Genomic DNA, 26,333 nt, shown 5'->3' with positions numbered 1-26,333 from the left:
ATTATACGTGCTTCGTTCACCCTGCGAATGCAGGACCGTTCTTCCTCGATGTTTTTTCTAATTCATGATTTGTGTTAGCCTCGGTCGGGCCCGCCATAAGCGGATGATTGCTGAACATCAGTTTCTTGTCGAGCAAGGGGCCGAATTGGTCGAACTGCGACTCGATTTCCTCGGTCGAGCTGTCAATTTGAAACGATTGATCGATGAACGCCCTGGTCCCGTCGTCATTACTTGTCGTCGTCGCGAAGACGGTGGCCGTTGGATGCGCAGCGAGCAGGAACGGTTGATGGTGTTGCGAAGCGCGATCGCCGCCGGGGTCGAATATGTCGATATCGAGGCCGATATTGCCTCTCAGATCCCCCGTTATGGCAATACAAAGCGGATCATCAGTTACCACGATTTCGCGGAAACCCCCGATGATCTCGAAGGACTCGCCGCCGCGATGGCCGAAGAGGATGCCGATATTGTCAAAATCGCAACGTTGGCGACGACGTTCTCGGATAACCTCCGCATGTTGAATATGGTCAAAAATGCGAAGCGTCCGACGATCGGGATCTGTATGGGCGAAATTGGCATGGTGACCCGCATTCTTGGCGAACGAGTCGGTTCGCCGTTTACCTACGCGACGTACAGCGCCGACAAAAAGCTCGCACCAGGCCAGCTCAATTGGAAGGAAATGAACACGCTGTACCGCTACAAAGAGATCAACGAAGCGACCGAGTTGTTCGGCGTCATTGCCGATCCCGTGGCTCATAGCTACAGCCCGTTGATCCACAATACCGCCTTTTACGAGCAAGGCCTCAATGCCCGCTATTTGCCGTTTCGCGTTCCGCCAGACGATTTGCACAAGTTTATGCAAAACGCTCGCGATCTTGGCGTCAGTGGCGTGAGCGTCACGATCCCTCACAAAGAGCGGACGCTTGAGCATTGCACCCAAGCGGAATCGAGTGCCAACGGCATCGGCGCCGTCAATACCGTGATTTTTCATGGCAAGGATAATCTCGGCTACAACACCGATTATCGGGCTGCCATGGACTGTATCGAAGCGGTGCTGACATTGAAAAAGGATGTCGACAAACCGATGCAGGGAATGTCGGTCTTGATCCTCGGCGCCGGGGGCGTTTCCAGAGCGATCGCTTGGGGGTTGCGCCAACGGGGGGCCGAAATTACGATCGCCTCGCGAACCTTTGAACGCTCTAATCTGTTGGCGTCGGAAATTGGCTGTCGAGCGATCGAATGGGAAGAACGCCATGCGTTTAAGGTCAATCTCTTGGTCAATGGGACCCCCATCGGAATGCACCCAGATGTCGACAGCAGCCCGTACCTCGCTTCGGCCATGAATCAATTCATGGTCGTCTTCGATACCGTCTACAATCCCGAGAGCACGATGTTGATCAAGCAGGCAAGAAAGCACGGCTGCCGCATCATCACCGGTATCGATATGTTTGTTCGCCAAGCGGCCTACCAGTACAAATTGTTTACGGGGCGTGACGCCCCGATCGCGTTGATGCGAGATACCATCAAACAGGCGACCAACCCGGTTCAATTGAATTAAGCGCCCCCCCCCCTCTCGAGAAAAAAGCATTTGCGCCATAAGGAGTGATCGTGACGCAGGATTCATCGGAAAAACCAGCGCTCTCAGCGGCAAAGCCGGGTGCAGCCGCTACTGGTAAATTGGATGCCGCAGGTAAGCCCATCCCCTCGCTGCTCGAAGGCGTCACGATTCGTAAGGCCTTGCCGACCGATGCTGACGCGATTCATGCGTTGCTGCGTCCCTACGTGGCTCAGCGGCTGTTGCTGGCACGCACCGAGGCGGAGGTGATCGAGCTGACTCGCCACGGTTTTATGGCGGTTCGCAGCGAGAACGGGGTGGAAAAATGCCTCGGTTTCGCCGCCGTAGAAATCTACAGCGCCAAGCTCGCCGAGTTGCTCAGCTTGGCGGTTCACCACGAATGCCGAAACATCGGAGTGGGCCGAATGCTGGTCGATCATTGTGTGCAGCGAGCTCGTGAGCTCGGCGTGATGGAAGTGATGGCGATCAGTTCGTCGGAAGAGTTCTTTCAAAATTGTGGCTTTGATTATTCATTGCCTGACCAGAAGAAGGCCTTTTTCTGTCAATTGCGGCCTCGCCATCCCCATAGCGACTGATACTTATCGTCGCTGCGTTCGCAAGCACGCGGTCCACCGCCGAGCGACATTTGCTACCTCAAAATTGAGAAAGCTCTAGATCCCGGTCGACGTTCCCGCCTCTTTCTCTTCTGCGGGCTCAAGCGGCGCCGCCGGTGTGGGGCGTCGCGAAGGCGAATCGATCGCGTCAAAATCGGGCTCGGGAACGGGGATCAACAGGGGTTCCGTTGACAACGATGATGCTCGCGAAGACTCCGTTGTGTCGGCGCTCGGCGATCGTTCGCGGATTCCGCTCAACGCAGCTTGGGTTTCTAAATATACGCGTGTTTCGGCAAAGCCAGGCATCGATGCGAGCCAGGCAAGTTCGGGGTTCGACGCGACGCCCCGGTAATTGCGAAGTCGCTCGGCTAGCTTTTCAGGGGTTGCTTGTCCTGAATCAATCAAGCGAACGATTTCCGAAGGGGCTAGGTAGTCGCTCCAGATCTCCCCGTCGTCATTGCGTGTGGCAAGGCTTTGCTGAAGTTGAATTGCGGCGCTACGCAGTGCATTGCCGGAGCCGCGTGCGGAGGAGTCCAGAGCCGCCGAAGGGGAGAGAGGGCTGCGTGGCTCGCTTTGCAAGGGAGAGTCGGGATTTCCGTTGATCATCGGCGCGGGGGTCGCCGAAGCAATGATGGAGTTTCCATAGGTGCGGCTCTGCTCATCACGAGTTGCTTCGCTCGAGCCGGAGTCGGAACGATCGGGAGTGACCGGAGCGAGAGTCCTGTAGCCCGCCCGATCATGGGCACCGCTCGAGCCAAGGTACTCGGGGGCGTAGTGATACTCGGGGGCGTAGTGACCATATACGCCGTTCCTCGGGGCTGGGGAGTAGAACGAATCGCTCGGGATGCCTCGATCGTAAGCCCCGACAGGTGGATAGGCGTAATTTGGATAAGCGGGGCTGCGGTAAGCGGGGCTGCGGTATCGATACGGCGAGTACGCTCTCGCGTAGCCTCCGGTATCGACCGAAGTGAACGGGGCGCGAACGCGAGTGGAGCCTCCGGGGGCAACATCAACCGAAACAAATGGCACGCGCACGCGGACGCTGCCACCATACCCACGGCCGATCTGGATCAGCTGGGCCGACGCTTCCTCCGTTCCTGCGGCGCTGCACGAAACGATGATGCCTAATGAGAGCAACGCAATCTTTCGAAAAACGCCCGTTCCCGTGGCAAAGCGTTGAGATGTAAAATCGTTCATCGTGGTCTCTCTCGGATCAAAGGGATGAGGGGGGCCGCAGTGGGGGGGGCGGGCGTATGCAAGTGACGCTATGGTCTCCTGCTGCTCGTATTGCTCGGGGCCTGGAGGTTTCGCACGGGGCGTGGAGGTCGCTCGGGGCGTGGAGGTTTAGGAAGTTTAATTAGGCCGGGGGATTGTGCTGGAGGACATTTGTTCATGTTTTGGTCGTCCCAGACGTCCCGTTTGCGGGTGTCGTCGTCCGCAAAGACGGCGGAGGGGCAATTCTAGGGGCATTTCTCATTCCAACCCAAATTTCCTGGGCATCTCTTGCCGAGATGCTATTGACAGCGTCCTCGCAAAACGGATACTTGCTGCTTCGTAATGATTCAAGGCCCGACGAAACGATCCATAAACACTTTCTATGCCAACCATCAATCAACTCGTCCGCAAGCGACGTAAGCTAAAGAAAAGCCAAAGCAAGTCGCCTGTGCTCGAAAAGTGCCCACAGAAACAGGGCGTTTGCTTGCAGGTTCGTACGATGACTCCTAAGAAGCCTAACTCGGCTCTTCGGAAGATCACCCGTGTACGCTTAAGCAACGGCAAAGAAGTGACCGTTTACATCCCAGGTGAAGGTCACAACCTTCAAGAGCACTCGATCGTCTTGGTACGTGGTGGACGTGTTCGTGACTTGCCGGGTGTTCGCTACCAAGTGGTCCGCGGATCGCGTGACGCATTGGGCGTTGATGGCCGCAAGCAATCTCGAAGCCGCTACGGTGCGAAGAAATAGTTTGTGCTGTTAAGCTCACAAACTCACTCGCTTCGAGATTTTACCGTTTAGATCCATTTCACGGATTTGCCAGCCGATACTGCCTCTCGGCCGCGATTCCCCAACGACTTACCGAAACCAAACATGGGACGTATTACAGCTAGCCGTACCTCGCTCAAGCCCGATCCAAAGCATGGGTCGATCCTGGCGGGCAAGTTCATCAATTGTCTGATGCTCGATGGCAAGAAAACCACCGCTCAGCGAGTTTTCTACGACGCCCTAGAAGAAGTTGGCAAACGCAACACTGATGCGGAGCCAATCGAAATCTTCGAAGCGGCACTCGAAAACATCAAGCCTTATATTGAGGTTCGCAGCAAGCGAGTCGGGGGTGCGAGTTACCAAGTGCCGATGCAAGTGAATCGTAGTCGTCAACAAAGCTTGGCGATTCGTTGGTTGCTTGCCGCGGTTCGCGACAAGAAGGGCCGTCCGATGCACGTCAAGCTCGCCGATGAGCTTTTGGCGGCATACAAGAAGGAAGGGGTGGCCTACACCAAGCGTGAAAACACGCACCGTATGGCAGATGCGAACAAGGCGTTTGCTCACTTCGCTTGGTAGTTCCAAGTCACGCCAGCGTCGAACGAAATACATGTACCGCGATACGGTGTGCATTACACCGTGTCGCGGTTTTTCATGCGCTAGTGTAGGATTTTAACGCAAGTGAACCTTGTCGTTGGCCTGCATGTAAAGCTGAAGCCGTTTTCCTCTATCCTAGAAACACCCCACGAGACTGATGGCTCTCGACATATCGAAAATTCGTAACATTGGCATCATCGCTCATATCGATGCCGGTAAGACGACCGTGACCGAACGCATGCTTTATCTGAGCGGTGCAAAACATCGGATGGGGCGAGTCGATCATGGCACGACGGACACCGATGATGACCCCGAGGAACAAGAGCGTGGGATCACGATTTTCAGTGCCTGTGTAAAGTACAACTGGAATCAATTCTCTATCAATTTGCTCGATACGCCGGGGCACGTTGACTTTACCGCCGAAGTCGAACGTTGTTTGCGCGTGCTCGATGGTGCGGTCACGGTCTTTTCGGCTCGCGAAGGGGTCGAGGCGCAAAGCGAAACGGTTTGGCGTCAAGCAGATAAGTACGGTGTTCCCCGCATTGTCTTTATCAACAAATTGGATCGCGAGGGAGCCAACTTTGAGGCGGTCTTTAATGACATTGCTCCCCGACTCGGAGGTCGTCCGGTCGCTGTGGAATTGCCCGTCGGCCAAGGGCCCGCGCACACCAGCAATCCGTTCCGCGGTGTGATCGATCTGGTGGATATGAAGCTGCTCGAATTTGATCCCGAGACCGAAGGGAAAGAGGTGACGGAGACCGAGATTCCCGCCGACCTGCTTGACGAAGCCTTGCTATGGCGCGAGCAGATGCTGGAGGTCGTTTACGAACTCAATGACGAAGCGATGATGTTGGGGATGGACGAGAAGCCGGTGCCTCGCGAGATGATCATCGCGGCGCTTCGCAAAGGCTGTATCGAGATGAAGGTCCAACCTGTGTTCTGCGGCTCAGCACTGCACGGTATCGGTGTCCAGCCGCTGATGACCGGGGTGGGCAACTACTTGCCAAGTCCACTCGATCGTCCCCCGGTCGAAGGAGTTGATCCAAAACGTCCCGATAAAGTGCTGCTGCGAAAACCGGATTCGAAAGAGCCGTTTTGTGGCTTGGTGTTCAAGATTCTGCCCGCGAAAACCGGCGACAACTATTGGATCCGCGTTTACAGCGGCGAGCTAAAGCAGAACTCGCGCGTCCATTGTCCCAATCGAGACAAGAAAGAAAATATTGCGCAATTGTGGCAAATCCATGCCACCAAAAAGGAACGCGACGGCCAAATTGAATCGGTCGGTGCAGGCGATATCTGCTGCGTGATCGGGCCTCGTTTTGCGATCACGGGTGACACCGTCTGTGATACCAAAGAGCTGATCGAATTGCCGAGCATTAAGTTCGCCGAGAGTGTGTTGTCGATGGCCATTGAGCCTGAGAATACCGCTGATCGGAAGAAGCTTGAAGAGACGTTGGAAATGCTTCGCCGGCAAGATCCGACGTTCCATGCCGTTGAGAATGAAGAGCTTGGCCAGACATTGATTAGCGGGATGGGCGAACTTCATTTGGAAGTGATTCAGCATCGGCTCACACGCGATTTTGGATTGAACGTCAAGTTCTATAAGCCACGAGTGAATTACCGCGAGACGATCAGCGGCAATGCGGAGGTCGTCGGTCAATGCAATCGCCAAATTGGGGCGACCCATTTGTTTGGGCGTTTGAAGGTTCGCGTCTCCGCGCTTGAAGATAGTGCGGCTCCAGTGCTTGTGTTTGATCGATTGCCCGCGGAGTGTCCCTTGCAGGGAAATGCGCGTGCCGCGGCGATTGAAGAATTGCGTCAGCGTGCCGAAGGTGGCGGATTGATCGCAGGTTTCCCATTGTCGGGCGTGAAAATCGAAGTTTACGATGCCGAAGTTCACGAGGATGGCAGTGATGAAGTGGCCTTTCGCATCGCGGCGGGAGATGCATTCGACAAAGGCTTGCAAGCCGCGGGACCGATTTTGCTTGAACCTGTGATGCGAATCGAAGTCACCACGCCCGAAGATTACATGGGCGAGATCGTCGGTGATTTGCTGCAGCGACGTGCCCTAATCGCGTCGACCGAAACGCGTGGAGCGATGACGGTGATCACGGCTCACGCGCCGCTGAAAGAACTGTTTGGCTACTCCAGTGCGGTGCGTAGTTTGAGCCAAGGCCGAGCCGGTGGAAGCATGGAACCTCATAGCTACCAACCCGCGCCCAAAGTCGATGCCGAAAGCTTCCAATTCTAACTTGCAACGTCGGATCGACCGATGATGACTGAGACACTTGCGTTTACCGATGGATGCCTCGAGCTGATTGATCAAACTCGGCTCCCCGCCGAGTTGGTGATACGGAGATGCCAGAGCGTCGATGAGACGTTTGACGCGATCAAGCGACTCGTCGTGCGCGGGGCTCCGGCGATCGGAATTGCAGCGGCGTACGGAGTCCTCTTGGCCCGTGATCCCGATGGATCGGTCTCGCGGCAAAGCTATTACGATGCGATTGACCATCTCGCCAAAAGTCGCCCTACCGCGGTCAATCTGTTCTGGGCGCTCGACCGTATGAAAGCGGTAATCGATTCGGTGCCGCGAGACGAACCGTTGGCGGCGCGATTGCTCCGCGAAGCGACGGCAATCCACGACGAAGATCGTCAGATGTGTCGTGACATCGGACGTCACGGCGCGACGTTGTTGGCGAATTGCCACCGGGTGCTCACCCACTGTAACGCGGGCGGATTGGCAACCTCGATGTGGGGAACCGCACTCGCGCCGATCTATCATTTGCACGCCGCGGGACACGCGATCGAGGTCTTTGCCGATGAGACGCGTCCGCTTTTGCAAGGTGCACGCTTGACCGCGTGGGAACTGGCCGAGGCGGGAGTTCCCGTGACGGTATTGACCGATTCGATGGCGGGCAGTCTGCTCAAGAGCGGCCAGATCGATGCGGTCATCGTGGGCGCCGATCGCATCGCCGCCAATGGAGATGCCGCCAATAAAATCGGTACCTATCCGCTGGCGGTGCTAGCACGCTATCACCAGATTCCCTTTTACGTCGCCGCTCCCTCCAGCACGTTTGATCGCCACCTCGCTGATGGTGCATTGATTCCGATTGAACATCGCGATCGTGACGAAGTAGCCCGCCCCTATGGCGTGCAACTGGTTCCTGACGCTGCCAAGGTGATCAACCCTGCTTTTGACGTCACCCCCGCCGATCTGATCACCGCGATTGTGACTGAGAAGGGGATCATTGCAGAACCCAATCAAGAAAAGCTTGCTTCGCAATTGGGGTGGTGAGCTCGCGGTTTTCCGCGGCGTGCGAACAGCGGATGTAGCCAGTTTGAGAATTCTTGAATTTCTCAAACGCGCGTGACCAAACGTGTCACAGCGCCCGCAGATACTCTTAATGTCGAGCCGAGGAAGAGTCCTCGCTCAGTCTCAAATCGAGACGGTCATATCATTTTCGGTAACAACCCGACCGTTACGTGATCATGTTGGTAAGTAATCGATCGCAACGCTAAAGCAAAAGATGGAATCAATCATCAGTGGATTTCCGCTTTTTATTGAGTTTCGCTCAAGTTAGCTGACGCGATCGAGCTTATCTGAAGAATGTGAGCGTGATTGGCACAGAAAATGTACCACAGACAAGACATTCACGAAGTTCAACCTAAAGTCAGGGAATGAAGACAATGCTAGTTCTAAGCCGAAAAGAAGGTGAGCAACTGTTGATTGGTGATAACATCGTTTTGACCATCAATCGAATCTCTTCGAATCGAGTTGCGATCGGAATTGAAGCACCACGCGAAGTACGGATTGTTCGTGGTGAGTTGGACCGTAAAGAAGTTTCTCCACGAGGTACCGCTCCCATGACGATCATCATGGAAGAGCAAAACGTTTCAGTTGCTAGCAAACCGGATTGTTAGAGCGATACCCGTGCCCATGATCCGCGACCAGTGAAACGCCACCGAAGGTTTGTGCATACTCCAGGTCATGCTTGCTGTTAGACGTGCCTGTTGTTAGTCATCGGTAATGTTAGACAGGGGTAATGTTAGGCATCGGTAACGCCCGCTGCATGTAACGCTTGATCGGGAAGTTCAACGACAGCGATCAACCGAAAAGCGTTTGCACGCAGACCGCCGGTGTTGGCATTGGCAACGATGTGTCCATGGCTCCACTTCGCTTGACGACGCGGTAGCAGCGTACCGTTGGTCGATTTGCAGCGATTTGCCGGGGGCTTGAGTGTTCGGTTTACCAACGCATGATTGGAAAACGTGTCGCCGGAATGGCTGGAACGTACGTGGCCCATCGACACGTGGCCCATCGATACATGGCCCATCGAGAACGTTAGCCAAAGTGCGCCGTTGTGCGGTTGCCCTTGCGATTCGCCGTACGCCTTGAAAGTGAGGCGATTCGAGATTGTGCAAACCCGTTAACCGTGCCTGCAAAAGGTGCCCGTTAACAGTGCCCGTTAACAGTGACTGTGGAATGCTCCCCAAATCCTGATCCACATGTTATGAAAGTCTAGAGCCAATTCCGGCCGAGGATTTTCCATGAGCAAGAAACGACGACGACATTCACCCGAACAGATCATCAAGAAGTTGCGTGATGCCGACGCCATGCTGGCCGCCGGCAAGAGCGTTGGCGAAGTGCTGCAGGCACTCGAAGTCAGCGAAGCCACTCTGAGTCGCTGGCGCAGCCAGTACGGTGGCATGAAGAGCGAAGAGGCCAAGCGGCTCAAGGCACTTGAAGAGGAAAACAACCGACTCAAGAAGATCGTGGCCGACCAAGCTTTGGACATTTCGATGCTGAAGGAAATCACCAAGGGAAACTGACGAGCCCTCAATCGCGACGCGCGGCTGTGCAGGAGCTTCAGCAGAAGTTTGACGTGTCTGAGCGACGTGCTTGCCGCGTGCTCGATCAACCGCGATCGAGTCAGCGATTTGAGGGGAAACCCAAAGACGAAGACGAACGTTTGACCAAGCGGATTCTTCAGTTTGTTCGCGAGCGTCCTCGCTGGGGCTATCGACGTATCTGCCAGCTTCTTCGCCTCGACGGTGAGACCATCAATATGAAAAAGATGTACCGACTTTGGAAAGCCGCTGGACTGAAGGTGCCGCAAAAACGCCGTAAAAAGCGTGCTACGGGTGTCCGGGGCAACGCGTGCGACGTTAAAGCTGCAGCGTTTGTCCACGACGTCTGGACATGGGACTTCGTACAGTCTTCGACGCTTGATGGGCGAACGATTCGATTCTTGAACATCGTTGACGAGTACACGCGACAATGCCTGATGATCAAGGTCGGACGCAGCATCACCAGCGAAGATGCGATCGACACGCTGGCGGAGCTCTTCGCGATGCACGGCGTTCCCAAACGCCTTCGATGCGACAATGGCCCCGAGTTCATTTCGACCGCCATCAAGCAGTGGCTTGCGACGATCGGCGTCGAGATCCTTTACATCGAACCAGGTTCACCTTGGCAGAACGGCGTCTGCGAGAGCTTCAACAGTCGCCTTCGTGAGGAGTACCTGCATCAAACGGACTTGATCAATGAAGCCGACGCACGGCTGAAGGTACGGGCTTGGCGTGAGGATTTCAACACACGTCGCCCACACAGTTCGCTTGGCTACTTGACGCCCACCGAGTTCGCGTCTCGCAGTGCTGCTTCCGTTCGGCCTACGGCCTCACTCCAGCAGCACTGCGAATTCCCCCTCTCTGTTTCCTAACCCAATCTTTCATAACGCCTGGTACAGAAAATGGGGGCATCTCAACAGTTAACACTGACAGTTAACAGTGACAGTCGATTAACGCAGTTGCTGGACGCCCCCCCCCGTGCGTCCACGATTCGGTGTCATCGGCTCGGCATTGACCCAGACGATAATGGGCTAGAAGTTCATGGCCCAGATGCTCATGGCCCAGATGATTCGACTGCTGGCGGGCGCATGCTGCAATCGGCTCAAGACCAGAAAAAGCTGGGGCTGAAGTTCGCCCCACGCAAAAAGCTGTCGTGCCTTCGGCATTTTGAAATTGCCCAATTTCAAAGCGGATGCGTCGGTCTAGGAATCGTCACGTAACCCGCCCTGCGGAGGACAAAGGTTGTCCTGCAGCAGTGAAATAAGGGGTATTGCAATTGCCCCACCAGGCTCGAGTGAGCCTGCGAATCGATGCGCGAGACTATGCGGCGCGACGCGCGGGGCTGAAGGAGCGACTTGGCATCGAGAGGATCGCTTCGCCCTCTTCCATCGGCGTGATTTCGTCGATGTGAATGCGTCGTTTCATCTCGGTAGCCGCAAAACTACCCGCCATCTGGCCAATCGACTCACCGATCCGGGACGGGCGAGCAAGGTTGCCAAGCAACGCACGAAATCCGTCTTTAAAACTGCTGCGATCTTTGCAGGCGGTTTGCCGGATTGCCCACAGGCGTTGGCCGCGTCGAAACGAGGCGTCGTTCCATTGGGGGTGTTGGCGATCCGAAGTCAATTCGGATTGTTCTGCGGTCACGCATCGCCAACCGGCTTGTTTTACGGCAAGTCCGCTGGCGTACGAGAATTCGAGCAAGTCACTTCCTCGGTAGCAATGACAAGCGTTTCGCAGTACGTCGCGTCGCCAAAACGATGCTTCGATGAAGACGCCATCCGTTTTGGCGACCCCTCGGCGATCGAGTTTGGTTTGCGATGCACCCACCGGCTGGCAAAGTCGGGTGGCACTATCAAACCAACCGGCTCCTGCGATTGCGCCCTCGCTCTCATCACGAACGACCGCAGCGATTGCAGCGACATCGTGATGTTCGAATTTTTCGAGAGCGGCGTCGACCCAGCCTTCGGTTGCCTTAAAGCCACCACTTAACACATGAACAAATCGACCGCGGGCTACCGAGGCGCTTGCAGCGATCAGTTCTAGAGTCTCTGCCGAGTCAGCGGAAACGAAATGAACCTCATCGCCTAAATCGAACGGGTCTTCATAAGTCCCGTCGTGTGCGACAATCACTTCACAGCCGCTCGGCTGATGTTCTAAAACACTGATCAAACTGGTTTCGAAAGATTGTAGATCTTCCGTCACGGGGACCACGATCGTAAGCCGCGGGATCGGAGAAATATTTGGCACCGAACCACCTCAAGAAAGAATGCCGGCTTGAACGCCAGCTTTCAAGACATTACGACGACCGACTCGCCGTCTGACTTACTTTTCGGTAGAACCATCGCCTGAAGATGAGATCTTCGCTGCAACAGAGCGAGAAAGATTCAAAGCCAGCATTCCGTTGGTATGCAATCATTCACCAACCCGCAAATCTTACCTATTAATCCAAAACGAAGCTCAGTGATGCATACACGTTCGCTATCCCCCGAGGGTCCCAAGGTCTCTGAGATTGGTTTTGGTGCGTGGGCGATCGGTGGACAATGGGGGAAGCAAAGCGACGAGGAATCGATCAAGTCGCTGCATGCCGCAATCGATCGGGGGGTGAACTTTATTGATACCGCCGCCGGTTATGGAGATGGGCATAGCGAATCCTTAATCGCCAGCACACTCAAGGATCGCAGCGAGCAAGTGTTTGTCGCCACCAAGACCCCTCCGAGTCCTGGGGTCTGGCCGCCGAGTCCCTATTGTCGTTGGCAGGATCGCTATTCCGCAGCCTACCTGAGGGAGAATGTCAATGATCGCTTGAAGAATCTCGGTGTCGACCGAATCGATCTACTTCAATTGCACACCTGGACCCGCGCTTGGAATGACGACCCGCAACCCCTGCTCGTACTGCGACAAATGCGAGACGAAGGAAAGATCAATCTGATCGGGGTGAGCACTCCCGAGCACGACCAGGATTGTGTCGTTCAACTGATGCGCAATGGGCTTGTCGATGTGGTTCAGGTGATCTTCAACTTATTTGACCAGCAAGCGGCAGCGCAAATTTTGCCCGTGGCGGCGGAAACCGGCACGGGGGTGATTGTTCGAGTGGCACTGGATGAGGGATCGTTGACGGGCAAGTACGGCCCCGAGCACGTCTTTCCCGAAGATGATTTCCGTCATCAATATTTCGCAGGCGATCGGATGCAACGCACCGCCGCGCGAGTGGCTGAGATCCAATCCGACATCGAGATGCTGGGACTCACCGAGATTTACACTCCCGCCGACGTTGCCTTGAAATTTGTGCTCGCAAGGCCCGAAGTCAGTTCGGTGATTGCCGGCATGCGAACGGTAAAGCAAGTCGAGCAAAATACTCGCACTAGCCAGTTGCGAGACTTGCCCAGCGAAGCGTTGACACGGTTGCGACGACACCATTGGCATCGCGGTATCTGGTACTCCGGCAAGTAGTCGTATTTAAACGGTCCTAGCAAACGGCGTTTTGATCCCGTGGTCTTGCTGTAATTGGAACAGACATTCATCGGCCAGACGCAATCGTCGACTGACCTCGCGGCCCAAATTCATCATGATGATGGCGTACTGTTCGACATCGCTTCGATAAAGTGCTCGCAGGGCACTGCGTGGAATTTCGATCGCGGAAGTGTTGCACTCCGCTTTCGCGGACGCCGAGCGAGATTGGAAGTCAATCAGCGCCATTTCGCCAAAGCAATCGCTGCTGGCCAAACGCCCAAGTACGATCGCTTCGTTTCTCCAGCGACGTTGGATCAAAACGGTCCCGGTTTCGATCACAAACAGCGATTCTCCCGCATCCCCTTCGTGGAAAAAGTAATCCTCGGCTGCCAATGTGAGCGTAAGTGATTCTGCGAGAATCAGCGCCAACGACTCATTCTTCAAGCCTCCGAAGACGGCCATTTGGCGAAGTAGTTTAGCTTGCGCTTCCGTCATTGAATTCAATCCTCCCCAATCGACTCGGCAGCAGCGATACTGCCACGATTGTAGCACGCTGTATTTCAACTGCACCTTTTATTTGTCGCGTCACCACTCCGCAACCTGCCGGAGGACTACAATGGGGCATCCTTTTCCCCTTTCATTGAGTCCTCTTTCCTATGGACGATCGATGGTTATTGTGCTCCGAGCCCTGTTGTTGTTGACGTTCTGGATGGGAACTTACGTTCACAGTGATGAACCGTGGCCAACGTTTCGTGGCCCGACGGGAGACGGAATCGTCCCTCCTGATGTTTCGTTGCCGCTGAGTTGGTCGGTGCAGGAAAACATTGAATGGCGGACCGAGTTGCCTGGCAAAGGGTGGTCCAGTCCGGTCTACAGCAACGGACGCATTTACGTCACGACCGCGATTGCAGAGCCATCCGAGCAGGACGGGGACAAGGAGGCCAACACATTCTCTTTAACGCTATTGATCATCGATGCAAAAACGGGAACGCGTTTGAAGTCGATTCCGGTGATGCAGCAAACCGAGCAACGCCCCGCCAAAATGCATGCCAAGAACAGTCATGCGAGTCCGACGCCGATCATCGATGGCGATCGCATCTTTGTCCATTTCGGTTACCAAGGCACCGCTTGCTTGAGCACCGATGGCGAGATCGTTTGGACCAATCGCGACTTCTACTTCAATCCTCAACATGGCAATGGCGGAACCCCAATCCTGGTCGGGAATCATTTGATCTTTACCTGTGATGGTGGCAAGGAACCCAAGGTCGTCGCACTTCACGCCGATACCGGGGAACTGGCTTGGCAATCGCTGCGACCCGTCCTTTCGAAACGCACGTTTTCATTCGGCACTCCTACGCTGATCGAGGTGGATGGCGTCAAGCAAGTCATCGCTCCAGGCAGTGATAGCGTCAGCGCATTGGATCCCGAAACTGGCCAGACGATTTGGGAAGTTCGTTATGACGGATATTCCGTGATCCCCAAACCGGTTTATCACCAAGGGATTGTTTTTGTGGCAACGTGTTATGAAACCAGCAAGTTGTTGGCGATCCGGCCGACCGGACAAGGTCTTGTCACCGACACGCATGTTCAGTGGCAGACGAACAAGAGCGTTTCCCATACTCCGTCCATCGTCGCTCACGAGGGATTGATTTACTGGGTCAGCGATGACGGGATCGGGATGTGCGCCGAAGCGGAAACCGGAAAAATCGTCTATCGAAAACGGATCGGGGGTAACTTTTCTGCGTCGCTGTTGCTGTCCCGAGACCGTATCTATTTCACCAATGAAGAGGGAGTCACCACGGTCGTCCGCGCCGGTCGCGAATTCGAGGTTCTGGCCACCAATCCGATCGAAGAACGGACCCTCGCATCGCTGGGCGTATGTGAAGATTCCCTTTTGCTTCGCACGGCAAACGCACTGTACCGCATCTCGCAGTAGAAATACTTAGAATCAACACTTCTTCTTTTCGTTCGAAACCCCAGACGCCGCGAAGAGTGCTTCATGATTGACTCGCTACGAAGTCGTGCCCACCACGTTCTGACGGTTTTAGCTCTGTTCGCACTGGGAATGGCACCGTCGCCTGCGGCTGGCCAAGCCCTTCGCTACCAACCGAAACCCGATTCCAAATTCGCCTATCGTTTTGAGATCAGCGTCGATAACGGAAGCGAAGCGACACATTACAAAGGGATCACCTATTATCAGATTCGAAGCGTAAACGGAGACCAGATCCAATTGACGTATCGCGGGGGATTGTCGGAATCAAAAACGGTCAAGGCGGATCATCGCGGGATGCGACGTCCGCCCGGTTTCCGATCATTCCCTCCATCGATCCCCAGTCCGTTTTCGCGACCCGCCTTTGCTGGCACCACTCAAACCACCAATGAAATCACTTTGTCATCGCGCGGCGAAGTCATTGAATTGGTGCGTGATTCCCAATTGCCATTTCTGCTTGGCAATGTCTCGCTGATTCCCTTTGAACCGCTGCCCGAAACCGATCCAAAGCAATGGCAGGTCGACTCGGGGGTCGCAGTCACGCAAAAGGATCGCCAAGATCGGTTTGGTCCCGGAGGTTTTGGCCCCCACGGATTCAATCCGTTTGGTCGCAATGAAGATGAAACCTTACGCGCCGCGGTTGAAACGACAAGCTTCGAGTTATTGCGGCATCAAGACAACTTGGTTTTGTTTCAAAAAGAATACCAGTTGAAGATGCCTGAAACGGGGGAGGGGGTCGCCTTTGAAATGTCCGGTTCGGGGACTTGGACGTTCGACAAGTCCGAGAATATGCCAGCGGGAATTGACTTTGTTTACAAGCTGATTGCGAAACGCGAAAACTCGACCACGACGCTGCCGATCACGATGAAGTACGAGCGTTTGTCGCAGGCCGAGCTCGATGCGATCGAAGCCGAGGCGAAAAGACGTGCCGAGGAGCGTGCGATGGCTGCTGACAAAGCCAAGGCCGAAGCAGAGACTCCACTGACGGAAACACAGAAAGCGGATGCGCTGCAGTCGCTCACGTCGGGGGAAGTGACACGCCAAGTCAAGACGTTGACCGAGTTGGCTCGGAAAAATCTCAAGGATCCCGATCTCGACATTGTCGCAGCGATCAAACCGCTGCTCGCCAGCGACAATGCGGTACTTCGCAAAGTTGCCGAGAATGCAATGTCTCATTGGGATGCCGATTACAAACGAATCGCAAGCCTGAAATCGGCATACGACCGCGGCGGTGTGGTCGACAGTACCAAACGCGAAGTCAATTTGCTGACGACGTTGTACGTCGGGCAAATCGTTCAAGTCAATGAGCATGGGCCATTCTGGAAACCGGCAATGGTCCAAGAGATTCAGACTGATGGGCAAGTCCGCGTCGAGCTTCGCGGCGGTGGCAATCGCAAGATTATCGTTGCCCGCCGAAAAATCCAACTTGCCCCCGAAGAATTGCCGCAGCCGAACAAGCCTGCGACCACCCACCAACCGAGCTCGCCAGCACGCACCTGGTCCGATGCGAGCGGTCAATTCAAGGTTGATGCGGCGTTGCTTCGCATCGAGGGGGCTAGCGTCGTGTTGAAACGGGCGGACAATCGCGAAGTCACCGTGCCGATTGTGAATCTAAGTGAGACGGACAAGGATTTTCTGCGTGAACTTCAGCAACAACGCGCCAAAATCAAAAATCCGTTCGAGCCGTAATGCTTCATCGAAATGGATCAGGGGAGCCAGCGTCGTTGTAAGCCGACTTTCGGTTTTCGATTTTGGTGCCACCCATCAAAATTGGTCCAACCGCCAGCGCCGCCGGCGCTCATCGCCGTAGCCGGTTCACCTCCATGGCACTGATGTGGTGCGACTCGATCTTCACCACAGCAAAATTGCGAGCCGCTCAAGATCTACGAACCACTGTGTTCTCGCTTCCCTCAGCGGCAAGTCGAGGCGGGCGATCCAGCTCACGTGGCACAACGTAACGACTTGGATGGGGCAACAAAAAAAGGCTGGACGTCTCCTGGGAGGGAAACGCCAGCCTGATCGTTATCACGATGGTGAGCTTAAACTATCGACCGCGATAGTATTGGCTTGCTTGAACGGTGGTACCATTGGGGTAAACAATCCGTCCGTTCTGAGCTGCAGGAGCGGTGGCGCGTGGAGCGGTTGCTTTGGCAGGCGTTTTGGCTGCAGCGGGCTCTTTAGGCTCGTTGGCCAAGTTCCAGCGTTTGCCGTTCAGACCGGATTGGGGATTCCAGTCGACACCGGGAACGAACAAGATCGAACCAATGCTGCTGCCGTTGATCGTTGCGATTCCCCATTCGGTTTCAACGGTAACCAGTTTGACATCGGTTGCACCGGTAATCGAGTCACCGTTGAGCATCACGACCGTGGTCGAAGCGTCGGAGGCCGAAGCAAAACGGATCCCGGCGACTTCCGAAAGTGGAATGTTGGCAACGCCAAACGAGGTCTGCATGTCGAGTTGGGTGGTGTCGGTCAACGTGCCCTGGATGACCGTCTTGCTCATCAGGTCGACGCTGACGCTCAACGGGCGGACCGTGTTTGTTTCGACCGGTTTGGCAACCGCTGCGGGTTTGGCAGCCGGAGCGGGCTTGGCTACTACTTCTGCTTTGGCAACCGCCTCTTTGCTGACTTCTTCATCAGCTACCGAAGGGAGGCTGAGTGCGGAAGCCGAAATCGCGGTAACGGTCAGGCAGGCAACAAGGTTTTTGAGCGAAAAAGGAAATGTCATTTTTGAGATACTCCAAAAGGAACTGTGGGGATGGTATTCGTTTCCTGAACACGAGTGGCTGGAGGGTGTCTGTGCCCCCCGCGTGCTTCACTTGAACTTAGTCCAGCGGGAATCGTTGTCTAACTTGATCTGATAATCTTTCTCCAACCCAATCATTCGTACCGTGCACAATCCAACCAACCGGCACATGACGAAGAAAAGAGGTGTCAAGCTTCCTAGAAACTCGCGGACCTGGCACGGAGAGCCGGCTATTACGTTCGCCCGCGGGTGAACGCCGCGCCGGTTCACGTTCACCGGTGCACCGCCTGGGATCGCGGTCGCTACAAGCCGATGGAGCGTTGTGATGGTGTTTTGGCCGCGCAATATAAAACCGCCGGTGGCAAATCGTTTGCCAGCGGCGGTTTCGAAAGGTAACTGCGGTTGAAGGAATCAAACCGCGTTCATTGATTCAGCAGACTAGCTTCCACAAGCACAGGAGGCGGCAGCTTTGTTGCATGATTTGCAACCGGCAGCTTTGCCGATTAGTTTGCAACCAGCACGCTTGCCACAACCTTTGTCACATGAGCTGCAGCCTGAGGTGGCACCACAATCGCCACATCCGGCCGAACCGTTGCCACATCCGTTACAGGACGATACACCCGCAGGAGTGTCGCAGCACAGGTTGATGACTTCTTCGACCAAGCTTGGAACCATCTTGCAAACTTGAACCTTTTGCTCTTTGGTCACCACAACAGGAACGCATACGGTGTACTCTTCGACTTGCTCTTCGGCAATGCGATCGTAACGAGTCACCGTATAAGGCTCAACAACGTGTTCAGGAACGTTGTAGGTGTAGCTAACGTCCTTGGTGCGTTGTTCGGTGCGGTAAGAGACGTGAGGAATCGTTTCGGTCTTGGTTACCGTTGTGTAGTTAAGTTCTTTTCGCATGCGAGTGCGAATTTCGTCGTTGTACTTGACTACTTTACGCATACGAGTGCGGGTTTCGTCGACGTAGACAACCGACTTTTTCGTCCCCGTGCGAGTTTCGGGACGATACACGACTTTGGTGCATTCGTAAGGAACTTGCTCGCTCTGTTGCTCGTAAACGGTATAGCTAACTTCTTGTGAACGCGTCGTCATGCTCGAAACGGGCACTTGTTCCGTGATCACATTGGGAACCCAAACGCGTTTTGTGGTGGTCCCCGCAGCAGCCGCCGAACCGCATCCGGCGCCGGCGATGGAAGCACCATGGCCGCACGCCGAGCTACCACATGCCGAGCTACCGCAAGCTGAGCTACCACAAGCCGAGCCGCAGCTCGACGAGCAGTGTCCGCGTCCTAGCTTGCATCGTCCACGATGGCTTCCGCAACCATGTCCGCGGCCGACGGACGCGGAACCGCATCCGCCCATCATGCCGTTGCCGTAACCATTGCCGTAGCCGTTGCCGCTCGCCGCGGGGCCCGATGCAACCGCAACGACTTGCTCTTCCCAGTGACCATAGTCCTTGGTGACCATTTGCATGGTTGTCTTTGGCACGCACACTTCGATCGTGCGTGTTTTCGAAACCGGAACCGCGTTGACCACGGTATGCATGCGTTGCTCGGTTACCGCGTGAGGAACACTCACGGTGTACGTGAACGGGGTGTCTTGAAGCTGAGGAACCTTGACGGTGTAGTTCTCGGGGACTTCGACGAGAACCGGCACGCGCACGGAGTACTCTTCGGGGACTTCGACCCAAACGGGAACTGATTCGGTGACTTCGACGGTCTTTTCGGATTTTTCCGGGACCAGCACGCTGTACTCAATGGTCTTGGTCTCGGTGACGGGATTGTTCACCACCTTGGTGCGATAGCGTTCTTCGGTCACCGGAACGGTTTTGTAAACCGTTTTGGTACGCTGACGAACTTCGTTGCGATTCTCGGTAACACAAATCACGCGTGATTCGGTTACATATTTAGGTACCAGGACAACACGGTAGTTTGTCACTGGAGTGCAGATCGCTTCGCCACCGAGGGAGTTCGCCGCGGCATGGGAACCAAGCACGGTTCCACAGCCGACACCGGAACACGCTGCGAGGCCGTTAGCTCCGGCACTGCCCGCAGACGTATGGCACACGCCACCAGCACAAGGATCACTGCATCCACCAAAGGGAAGGCAGTTGCCCGCCTGGGAAACGTTGGCTGTTACCAACGTCGCAGACGCAATCAGGAAATTTGCAAGCCACTTCACAGTTGTCACTCTCCAAAACTCTGGGAAAAAGGGTAGGTAATGTTGCGCACGATATGCTCAGGTTATTTGTTGGCCCCCCGAGCGGTGCGTTCAAGACTAGATAGAGGAATCGAAGTTACAATCCTTCTCACCGAAAAAAATGGTAATTTTAGACCCCTTGGTTTGGGCTTCCGCACGGGGAAGCGGCCTTCTTTTCCTTGCCTTCGCAAAAAACGCGAAACGGGATGCTCCAGAAAAGTTTTCGAAAAAACATGCTGGAAAGCGGTTTTAACGCATTCGAAACAGCGGATTGTGAACTAGCTTCGATCAGACCCCCAGGCCGTGCTGTCGCCGGAAACCTTGCTCGCTAGTTCCATTTCCCCTGCTTTTTTAGGAATTTAATTCGTGAAGACGTTAAAACCGATTTTGAAAGTGATTCGTTTCGGTCGTCTGGGACCACTCGCCGCTTGCGGTTGCTTGACACTCGCCGGAATGGCGGTTCGCTCGGACGCTTTGTCAGCGGCGCCTCCTGAAGAACCTGTCGTTGCGCGGGTGGAGATGAAATTGACCGCCGACGACAAAGTCACCAACGTGATTGAAAAAGGGGATTTATTGACCGTTGTCGAAGAGCGTGACGAGGATTATGTGATCGTCACTCATGACGGATCGCGAGGTGCCGTCGATAAAGTGAACGCCGTTCGCTTGGCCGAATCGACGGACATTTACACGGAGCTGATCGAGCAACATCCCGAGGAAGGACGTTTCTTCACCTTGCGTGCCTCGGCATGGTGGGCCCTTGGGAAAACCGAGAAAGCGCTCGAGGATTTTGATCAAGCGATCAAGGTCGGCTACGAAGAGCCCCACGCTTACTCGAGTCGCGGCTTGTTCAACGCGTCGATCGGCAACTTTGACAAAGCGATCGCAGATTACGGGAAAGCATTGGAGCTTGATCCCGAAGGGATTGCACCGCTGGTCAATCGGGCGGCCGTTCATATGGCCCGAGGGCATGTGGAAAATGCGATCGACGACTACACGCTTGCGTTACAGAAAAAGCCGGGGAACGCATCCCTGTTGCGGCAAAGAGCGATGGCATGGAAAGCAATCCACAAGCTTGATCGTGCCATCGAAGACTTCAACACCATCTTGGCGAGCAACGAGCATGATATCGATGCGATCACGGGGCGCGGCTACGTCTATTTTCAGCTTGGCAAACACCAAGCCGCCGTGGAGGACTTTTCACGATCGATCGAACTGCACCCCGAATCCGCGGTGGCTTATAACAATCGTGGCTACAACCAGTTTCAGTTAGGCAACGTCGCCGAAGCCATTGCCGACTACGAAAAAGCGATTGAGCTCGCTCCGCAATACGGTTTAGCTCTGCAGAACCGAGCTTGGCTGCTAGCCACCACCGACGACCCAAAATGGAGAGATCCCGCCAAGGCGATTGAATCGGCAAAGGCCGCCTGTGAAGTGAGCGACTATAACAATCTTGGCGACTTGTCGGCGCTTGCCGCAGCATTTGCTGCGGACGGCAAGTTTGAAGAAGCGATAGGTTGGCAGGAAAAAGTTGTCGAAAAAGCACCGGCAGCGAGCAAGGATTTTGCTCAAAAATTGCTCGCCCGTTATCAGGACAAAAAGCTTTTTTCGGCGAATCCAGAGCAAGCCGATGAAGGCACCGAAACGGCCGCTGCGAAAGAAGACGACGCCGCCGCGGACGTGAAAGAGAAGTAAAAGTGCTGCCCCCCTTTTTTGGCGGGGTGGCGAAGTGGGGTTTGTTGGGTGACTTCGAAACATTGCACCCAACGTTTTTGGCAATTCAGCACCCCAATTCCTAAGTTTCGCATCGGGGAATTCATCGGAAATTCACGCGGCACTCAAACTTTCCGTTGGATAGACGTGACGCTGCAAGTCGTTTTTCAAGCTGTCCTTAGGCGCTTGCTGAGGTGTTGACAATGTGAAGTCCGGTAGTAGACTCGCCCCATACCTCCCTCTCGTCGGTGAATTGAGCCCGCCGTTCATCAGATCGGCCGTTCGTCAGACCGACCGCCATCCTACCTCTTACTGACCCACTAGCGTCATGGCTGGCTTTCGAGCTTGGCATGGTTTGTCGTGTCGGTATCACATGTTTCTGGAATACCAAGTATGAGAATGCGTCGCATGCCACGAGGTTTTACCCTCGTAGAACTGTTGGTTGTTATCGCCATCATTGGAGTTTTGGTCGGCCTGTTATTGCCTGCAGTTCAAGCGGCACGCGAAGCGGCGCGACGGATGCAATGTTCCAACAACTTGAAGCAATTGGGGTTGGCGGCGCACAACTACCACGACACGTTTCAGGCGTTCCCGCCCTATCGGCAAAAGGCGGGCAATCCTTCCGCTCTGGACTTTCAAGGTTACGGGCCGCTGATCTCGCTGCTCCCCTTCATCGAACAGCAGGCGCTGTATGACCAAATCAAGACGGTTTCTCGAGATTTCTATCTACCGATCAGCCCGACGGTGGACAACGTGGTTGCCAACACGCCGCTAGCTGCGTTCTCCTGTCCGTCGAACCTTCCGTTTCCAAGTGCAAGTGTCCGCGGTAGTTCGAGCTATTCGGTCTCTGCGGGTTCCAATATCGGCTGGACCATTGACGAGTCACGGCGCAATGGCGTGTTTGGAATGGATATCCCTACCAAATTTGCAATGATTACCGATGGTACCTCCAACACGATCATGCTCGGCGAGCATCTCACCGGTGATGGGGACGATGGCACCTATCGCCAAAAGACAGACCTCGTTCGCGCCCAGCCATGGACGGCCAACGAGTCGACTCAACAAGGTCCGATTACCGATGCCCAACTGGAAGCGTATGGGCAAGCCTGTGCTGCGGGAAGCAACAATCACACCAGCTACTATGGCTATCGTTGGGGACGTCCCGTCTTTATCTATACCGTCTTCAACACCGTTGCACCGCCCAACTGGAAGCATCCCAGTTGCATGCCTTGCACAACCTGTGGGGCGGGGGACAGCAAGGGAGTGTTCCCGGCTCGAAGTCGACATCCCGGCGGCGTGCATCACGTTTTGGCGGATGCTTCGGTACGCTTCGTGACTGAAACCATCAACCTTCAACTGTATCACGGTTTAGGGTCTCGCAACGGTAGCGAAGTTGTGACGCTACCGTAGTTTCTGTGTCGTAGCGTTTTATCCCTGTATTATGTATGCCTTGGTTTTCTGGAGCGGAGTTGATGTTGGCTCGATTGATTTGTTGTGTTTTGTTAATGAGCGCATTGGTTGGATGTGATGGACGCGAGCAAGGGGTGGCGGTTGAGCCGCCCAGTTCCATTCAGCTGGCTAAGGCTGTGCTCGAAGAAATCGCTTCCTCTGGCGAGCTCAATAGCTCGGTTGAGGGCCTCCAGGATCGGCTGGAGTCGGTGCGTGAATCGGATCCCGCCAAGGCCGATGAATTGTTGGCCGGCTATACCAAGCTGATGGCGATCCCTCGTGGAAACGTCTCGAAAATTAAGGCCACTGCAAAAGAAATGGCCGAAAAATTCTAGCCTAATCAGCTCCGTCGCCTGGGGCTTTACCAGCCTGTAGACGAGCGGGCTCTGTCATAGGCGGGCCCTGTCATAGGCAGGCCTACAATAAGGCAGGCCCTACAATAGGCGGGCTCGCGACAGGGCGTCCCCCTGCCACTGATTCACAACCGATGCGTGTTAGCCTCTGAGGCCGCGAGTCGCCCTGTGGCAGATCTGTTGTTTCTTGTTTTGATTCAGACCAGGATCTTCCTACTTCTCCACCCCACTCACCCCTTGAGAAAAAGCACCATGAGGTTATCGCAGACGACCGTCCGCCTAGCACTTCTGATATCCGCCGTCATCGTGAGTTCACCGCTCGCACTCGCAGCTGAACCCGATCCGTGGAAAGTGTATCCGGATGGATTGCCCGACGGTGCCAATGCGTTGCGATACAATATCGATGCCAATGTGGAGATTAGCCGGCAACACATCGATCCAGCGGGGAAACAGGATTGGGAAAACGCCAAAGAGTCGCTTGCGGTCGACCTGCGCGAAGCGATTGGTTTGTTGCCGTGGCCCGAGAAGACGCCGCTCAATGTCCAGGTAACCGGGCGCTCAGAACGGGACGGCTATACGATCGAGAACATTGCCTTCCAGAGCTTTCCTGGCTTTTATGTGACCGCGAATCTTTATGTGCCCAAAGGCATTGAGGGCCCGATGCCCGCAATCGTGGTGACCGCAGGGCATTCCATGGAAGATGGGAAAAACTACGATCTCTACCGCACCGCGCAGCTCGGATTGGTTCGCGAAGGTTACGTGGTGCTCGCCTACGACCCGGTGGGGCAAGGCGAACGGAAATTGCCCGGTAACGCGCACACGGTCAGCTACCCTGCGATGCTCGTTGGGCACACCAATCTGCGTTACATGCTTTGGGACAGCATCCGATCGCTGGACTATTTGGAGACCCGTTCGGATGTCGATCCAAAGCGGATTGGAATCGCCGGCAATTCAGGCGGCGGGCTGAATACGATGTATGCGATGCCGGTCGAGAGTCGATTTGCTGCCGGAGCCTCGTTCTGCTGCCTGTGTTCTTACGAGGCATGGATCAAGGATGGCGGCGATCATTGCATCTGCAACCATCTGCCCGGTATTGCTCGGAACATGGAACAGTTTCAGTTCGTAGGGCTCGCCGCGCCGCGTCCATTCATGGCAGGCAACGGCCAAAAGGATCCAATTTTTCCGATTGCTGGAACGCGTGACACGATTCGCCGGGCTCAACAGATTTATGGGCTCTATGATTCAGCTGACCGCGTGGCCTTGCATGATGTTCCTGCAGGCCATGGCTGGTCGAAGCCGCTGCGTGAGGCAGGGTACGGCTGGTTCAATCGTTTTCTGCAGGGCCGTGGCGATGGATCTCCCGTTGCCGAACCCGAGATTGCACTGGAGCCTAAGGAATCAAAAGATCTTCTCGTTTTCAAAGACGGTAAACTCCCCGCCGACGCGAAGAGCTACATCGAGCTGGTTCGTGAGGAAGCGAACCGTCTGGTGCAAGGATATCAGAGCGTGCCGAGCGACTCTGCGGGATACGCTGCCTGGTCAAAAAATCTCCGCAAACAGCTTTGGGAAACCTTGGGCGGTAAGCCGGTCGCGGTGAATTCGACTCCTGAGGAGCATGGAGTGTTCGCCTGGGAAGGTCACAGCGTCAAGCGTCTCTCGATCCAAACCGAACGCAATCTGGAAGTGCCCGCTCTGTTGGTCCAACCCGAGAGTGCCACAGGACCGTTGCCACTGGTGATCGTTCTCGACGCCGGCGGAAAGAAGGCGGCGATGGAGTCGGCTACGGTTCGCCGATTACTCGAGCAGCCTATCGCTGTTTTGGCGCTCGACGTGCGAGCCTTGGGGGAAGGGAAGGTCAAGGCCAACCAGTGTGCCAGCGACGCGATTGTGCTTGGTCGTCCATTGTTGGCCCAGCAGGCTTGGGATGTGATCGTGGCTGCCCGCACGCTTTCCGGTCAGGATGATTTTGGGAAGGTTGCTGTTTATGGCCGTGGAAGTGCCGGGTTGATTGCAATGCTCGCCACAGCTCTCTCGGATGAGATCGACGCCGTGGTGACCGAGTGGACGATTGCTAGTTTTGTCGAGGCGATCGCCGATCCGCTGCCGCAACCGATGTGGGCTTATGCACCGAACATTCTGAAGGTGGCCGATGTTTCCCAGTTGTCCGCGTTGTGTGCGCCGCGTCCTCTGTTGTGGGCCAGCCCGGTCGATGGCAAGGGGAAGGGGATGCCAGAGGCTAGCAGCAAGCAGTTGTTTGAGCCGGTCTTGGCTGGTTACCAAGCGACGGCTGCCAAAGCAGCTCCCCAGCTCATTGTGGGAAAAGATGGCGAACAAGTGGCTGGTGATTTTCTGATCAAGACACTCGCGCAGTAGCGTGATTGATGGCAAGGCGTCCCAGCGTTACGGCCGCTTTTGACGCTTTTGGTGCCACCCACAAATTTTGGTGCCACCCACCAAAATTTGACAGATGACGCGTTCGCTGGGTCTAATGGCAGTAGTCGATTCGTCCCTCGAAGTCTCGGAGGTGTCCGATGACGCGACCGCCTCGTGCCGAACAATTCACGCCCGATGAAGTGTGTATCGTCCATGCTGTACAGCGTTGTGTACGACGCGCCTACCTAGCGGGAGTCGACGCGGCCACCGGGAAAGATTATTCCTGTCGCCGCGAGTGGATTCGCAGGCGAATGGAAGCATTGGCCTCGGTCCTTGCCATCGACGTGCTTAGCTACGCCGTGATGAGTAGCCATCTGCACCTGATCATCCGCAACCGGCCCGATGTCGTGGCCGATTGGACCGACAGCGAAGTCGCCCTCCGCTGGCTCAAAGTCTTTCCAG

At 55.3% G+C, this 26,333-nt stretch carries 22 protein-coding genes and 1 pseudogene; 17 read left to right on the top strand and 6 right to left on the bottom strand.

Annotated features, from left to right (window positions below; genetic code table 11):
* Positions 1–64: 64 nt before the first annotated feature.
* Together aroE and Pla52o_RS11665 are read left to right on the top strand one after the other, a co-directional pair.
* Positions 65–1,555 carry a shikimate dehydrogenase gene (gene aroE, locus Pla52o_RS11670; RefSeq protein ID WP_146594802.1) on the top strand — a complete coding sequence of 497 codons (1,491 nt, stop codon included), beginning with the start codon at positions 65–67 and terminating at the stop codon, positions 1,553–1,555.
* Between the two features lie 44 nt (positions 1,556–1,599).
* Positions 1,600–2,148 carry a GNAT family N-acetyltransferase gene (locus tag Pla52o_RS11665; RefSeq protein WP_390620854.1) on the top strand — a complete coding sequence of 183 codons (549 nt, stop codon included), beginning with the start codon at positions 1,600–1,602 and terminating at the stop codon, positions 2,146–2,148.
* A 75-nt stretch (positions 2,149–2,223) separates the two neighbouring features.
* Here Pla52o_RS11665 and Pla52o_RS11660 read toward each other — a convergent pair whose 3' ends face one another.
* Positions 2,224–3,363 (bottom strand): hypothetical protein, encoded by a 1,140-nt coding sequence (locus Pla52o_RS11660; protein ID WP_146594801.1) that lies wholly within the window; start codon positions 3,361–3,363, stop codon positions 2,224–2,226.
* Positions 3,364–3,763: 400 nt separating this feature from the next.
* Between Pla52o_RS11660 and rpsL the strand changes: the two genes are divergently transcribed.
* From rpsL to Pla52o_RS11635, 5 genes are all read left to right on the top strand, one after another.
* Complete coding sequence (gene rpsL / locus Pla52o_RS11655) at positions 3,764–4,129, top strand: 30S ribosomal protein S12 (RefSeq protein ID WP_008708955.1); 366 nt, start codon at positions 3,764–3,766, stop codon at positions 4,127–4,129.
* A 123-nt stretch (positions 4,130–4,252) separates the two neighbouring features.
* Positions 4,253–4,723 (top strand): 30S ribosomal protein S7, encoded by a 471-nt coding sequence (rpsG, locus tag Pla52o_RS11650; RefSeq protein ID WP_146594800.1) that lies wholly within the window; start codon positions 4,253–4,255, stop codon positions 4,721–4,723.
* A 175-nt stretch (positions 4,724–4,898) separates the two neighbouring features.
* Entirely contained in the window at positions 4,899–6,992 is a 2,094-nt protein-coding gene (gene fusA, locus Pla52o_RS11645; RefSeq protein ID WP_146594799.1) for an elongation factor G, read from the top strand.
* Between the two features lie 21 nt (positions 6,993–7,013).
* The gene (gene mtnA, locus Pla52o_RS11640; protein ID WP_146594798.1) at positions 7,014–8,036 is read left to right on the top strand and encodes an S-methyl-5-thioribose-1-phosphate isomerase; all 1,023 of its coding nucleotides are present in this window, start codon (positions 7,014–7,016) and stop codon (positions 8,034–8,036) included.
* Between the two features lie 392 nt (positions 8,037–8,428).
* Positions 8,429–8,662 carry a carbon storage regulator gene (locus tag Pla52o_RS11635; RefSeq protein ID WP_146594797.1) on the top strand — a complete coding sequence of 78 codons (234 nt, stop codon included), beginning with the start codon at positions 8,429–8,431 and terminating at the stop codon, positions 8,660–8,662.
* A gap of 125 nt (positions 8,663–8,787) precedes the next feature.
* Here the strand turns inward: Pla52o_RS11635 and Pla52o_RS11630 are convergent, their stop codons facing one another.
* The gene (locus Pla52o_RS11630; protein ID WP_146594796.1) at positions 8,788–9,045 is read right to left on the bottom strand and encodes a hypothetical protein; all 258 of its coding nucleotides are present in this window, start codon (positions 9,043–9,045) and stop codon (positions 8,788–8,790) included.
* A gap of 244 nt (positions 9,046–9,289) precedes the next feature.
* On the opposite strand from Pla52o_RS11630, the gene Pla52o_RS27410 reads away from it, so the two are divergent.
* Together Pla52o_RS27410 and Pla52o_RS11625 are read left to right on the top strand one after the other, a co-directional pair.
* Positions 9,290–9,571 carry a transposase gene (locus tag Pla52o_RS27410; RefSeq protein WP_231612272.1) on the top strand — a complete coding sequence of 94 codons (282 nt, stop codon included), beginning with the start codon at positions 9,290–9,292 and terminating at the stop codon, positions 9,569–9,571.
* A 53-nt stretch (positions 9,572–9,624) separates the two neighbouring features.
* On the top strand, positions 9,625–10,461 hold the full coding sequence (locus tag Pla52o_RS11625; protein ID WP_231612271.1) for an IS3 family transposase: 837 nt from the start codon (positions 9,625–9,627) through the stop codon (positions 10,459–10,461).
* Positions 10,462–10,909: 448 nt separating this feature from the next.
* On the opposite strand, the gene Pla52o_RS11620 is transcribed toward Pla52o_RS11625, so the two are convergent.
* Positions 10,910–11,839 carry a glycosyltransferase family 2 protein gene (locus Pla52o_RS11620; RefSeq protein ID WP_146594795.1) on the bottom strand — a complete coding sequence of 310 codons (930 nt, stop codon included), beginning with the start codon at positions 11,837–11,839 and terminating at the stop codon, positions 10,910–10,912.
* A 216-nt stretch (positions 11,840–12,055) separates the two neighbouring features.
* Here Pla52o_RS11620 and Pla52o_RS11615 point away from each other — a divergent pair, with 216 nt between their 5' ends.
* A complete protein-coding gene (locus tag Pla52o_RS11615) occupies positions 12,056–13,042 on the top strand; it encodes an aldo/keto reductase (protein WP_146594794.1) in 987 nt (328 codons plus the stop codon).
* Positions 13,043–13,048: 6 nt separating this feature from the next.
* Here Pla52o_RS11615 and Pla52o_RS11610 read toward each other — a convergent pair whose 3' ends face one another.
* Positions 13,049–13,537 (bottom strand): Crp/Fnr family transcriptional regulator, encoded by a 489-nt coding sequence (locus Pla52o_RS11610; RefSeq protein WP_146594793.1) that lies wholly within the window; start codon positions 13,535–13,537, stop codon positions 13,049–13,051.
* A gap of 172 nt (positions 13,538–13,709) precedes the next feature.
* Between Pla52o_RS11610 and Pla52o_RS11605 the strand changes: the two genes are divergently transcribed.
* Both Pla52o_RS11605 and Pla52o_RS11600 read left to right on the top strand, forming a co-directional pair.
* On the top strand, positions 13,710–14,978 hold the full coding sequence (locus Pla52o_RS11605; RefSeq protein WP_146594792.1) for an outer membrane protein assembly factor BamB family protein: 1,269 nt from the start codon (positions 13,710–13,712) through the stop codon (positions 14,976–14,978).
* A gap of 63 nt (positions 14,979–15,041) precedes the next feature.
* A complete protein-coding gene (locus Pla52o_RS11600) occupies positions 15,042–16,721 on the top strand; it encodes an SHD1 domain-containing protein (protein WP_146594791.1) in 1,680 nt (559 codons plus the stop codon).
* Positions 16,722–17,076: 355 nt separating this feature from the next.
* Here the strand turns inward: Pla52o_RS11600 and Pla52o_RS11595 are convergent, their stop codons facing one another.
* Both Pla52o_RS11595 and Pla52o_RS11590 read right to left on the bottom strand, forming a co-directional pair.
* Positions 17,077–17,760: a hypothetical protein gene (locus Pla52o_RS11595; RefSeq protein WP_146594790.1), complete on the bottom strand. Its 684-nt coding sequence runs from the start codon at positions 17,758–17,760 to the stop codon at positions 17,077–17,079.
* Positions 17,761–18,216: 456 nt separating this feature from the next.
* A complete protein-coding gene (locus Pla52o_RS11590) occupies positions 18,217–19,968 on the bottom strand; it encodes a ferredoxin (RefSeq protein ID WP_146594789.1) in 1,752 nt (583 codons plus the stop codon).
* Positions 19,969–20,352: 384 nt separating this feature from the next.
* Here Pla52o_RS11590 and Pla52o_RS11585 point away from each other — a divergent pair, with 384 nt between their 5' ends.
* From Pla52o_RS11585 to Pla52o_RS11565, 5 genes and pseudogenes are all read left to right on the top strand, one after another.
* Positions 20,353–21,678, top strand: coding sequence for a tetratricopeptide repeat protein (locus Pla52o_RS11585; RefSeq protein ID WP_231612270.1), 1,326 nt, complete (start codon positions 20,353–20,355; stop codon positions 21,676–21,678).
* A gap of 417 nt (positions 21,679–22,095) precedes the next feature.
* Positions 22,096–23,106, top strand: a complete 1,011-nt coding sequence (locus tag Pla52o_RS11580) for a DUF1559 family PulG-like putative transporter (protein ID WP_449289961.1) — start codon at positions 22,096–22,098, stop codon at positions 23,104–23,106.
* 35 nt (positions 23,107–23,141) lie between these two features.
* On the top strand, positions 23,142–23,480 hold the full coding sequence (locus Pla52o_RS11575) for a hypothetical protein (RefSeq protein ID WP_146594787.1): 339 nt from the start codon (positions 23,142–23,144) through the stop codon (positions 23,478–23,480).
* Positions 23,481–23,804: 324 nt separating this feature from the next.
* Positions 23,805–25,871, top strand: a complete 2,067-nt coding sequence (locus Pla52o_RS11570; RefSeq protein WP_197169189.1) for an alpha/beta hydrolase family protein — start codon at positions 23,805–23,807, stop codon at positions 25,869–25,871.
* Between the two features lie 158 nt (positions 25,872–26,029).
* Positions 26,030–26,333, top strand: a pseudogene (locus Pla52o_RS11565) (hypothetical protein); the annotation flags it as partial.

Source organism: Novipirellula galeiformis (assembly GCF_007860095.1).
GTDB classification, from domain to species: domain Bacteria; phylum Planctomycetota; class Planctomycetia; order Pirellulales; family Pirellulaceae; genus Novipirellula; species Novipirellula galeiformis.
This window is presented reverse-complemented; position numbering and strand designations above follow the sequence as displayed.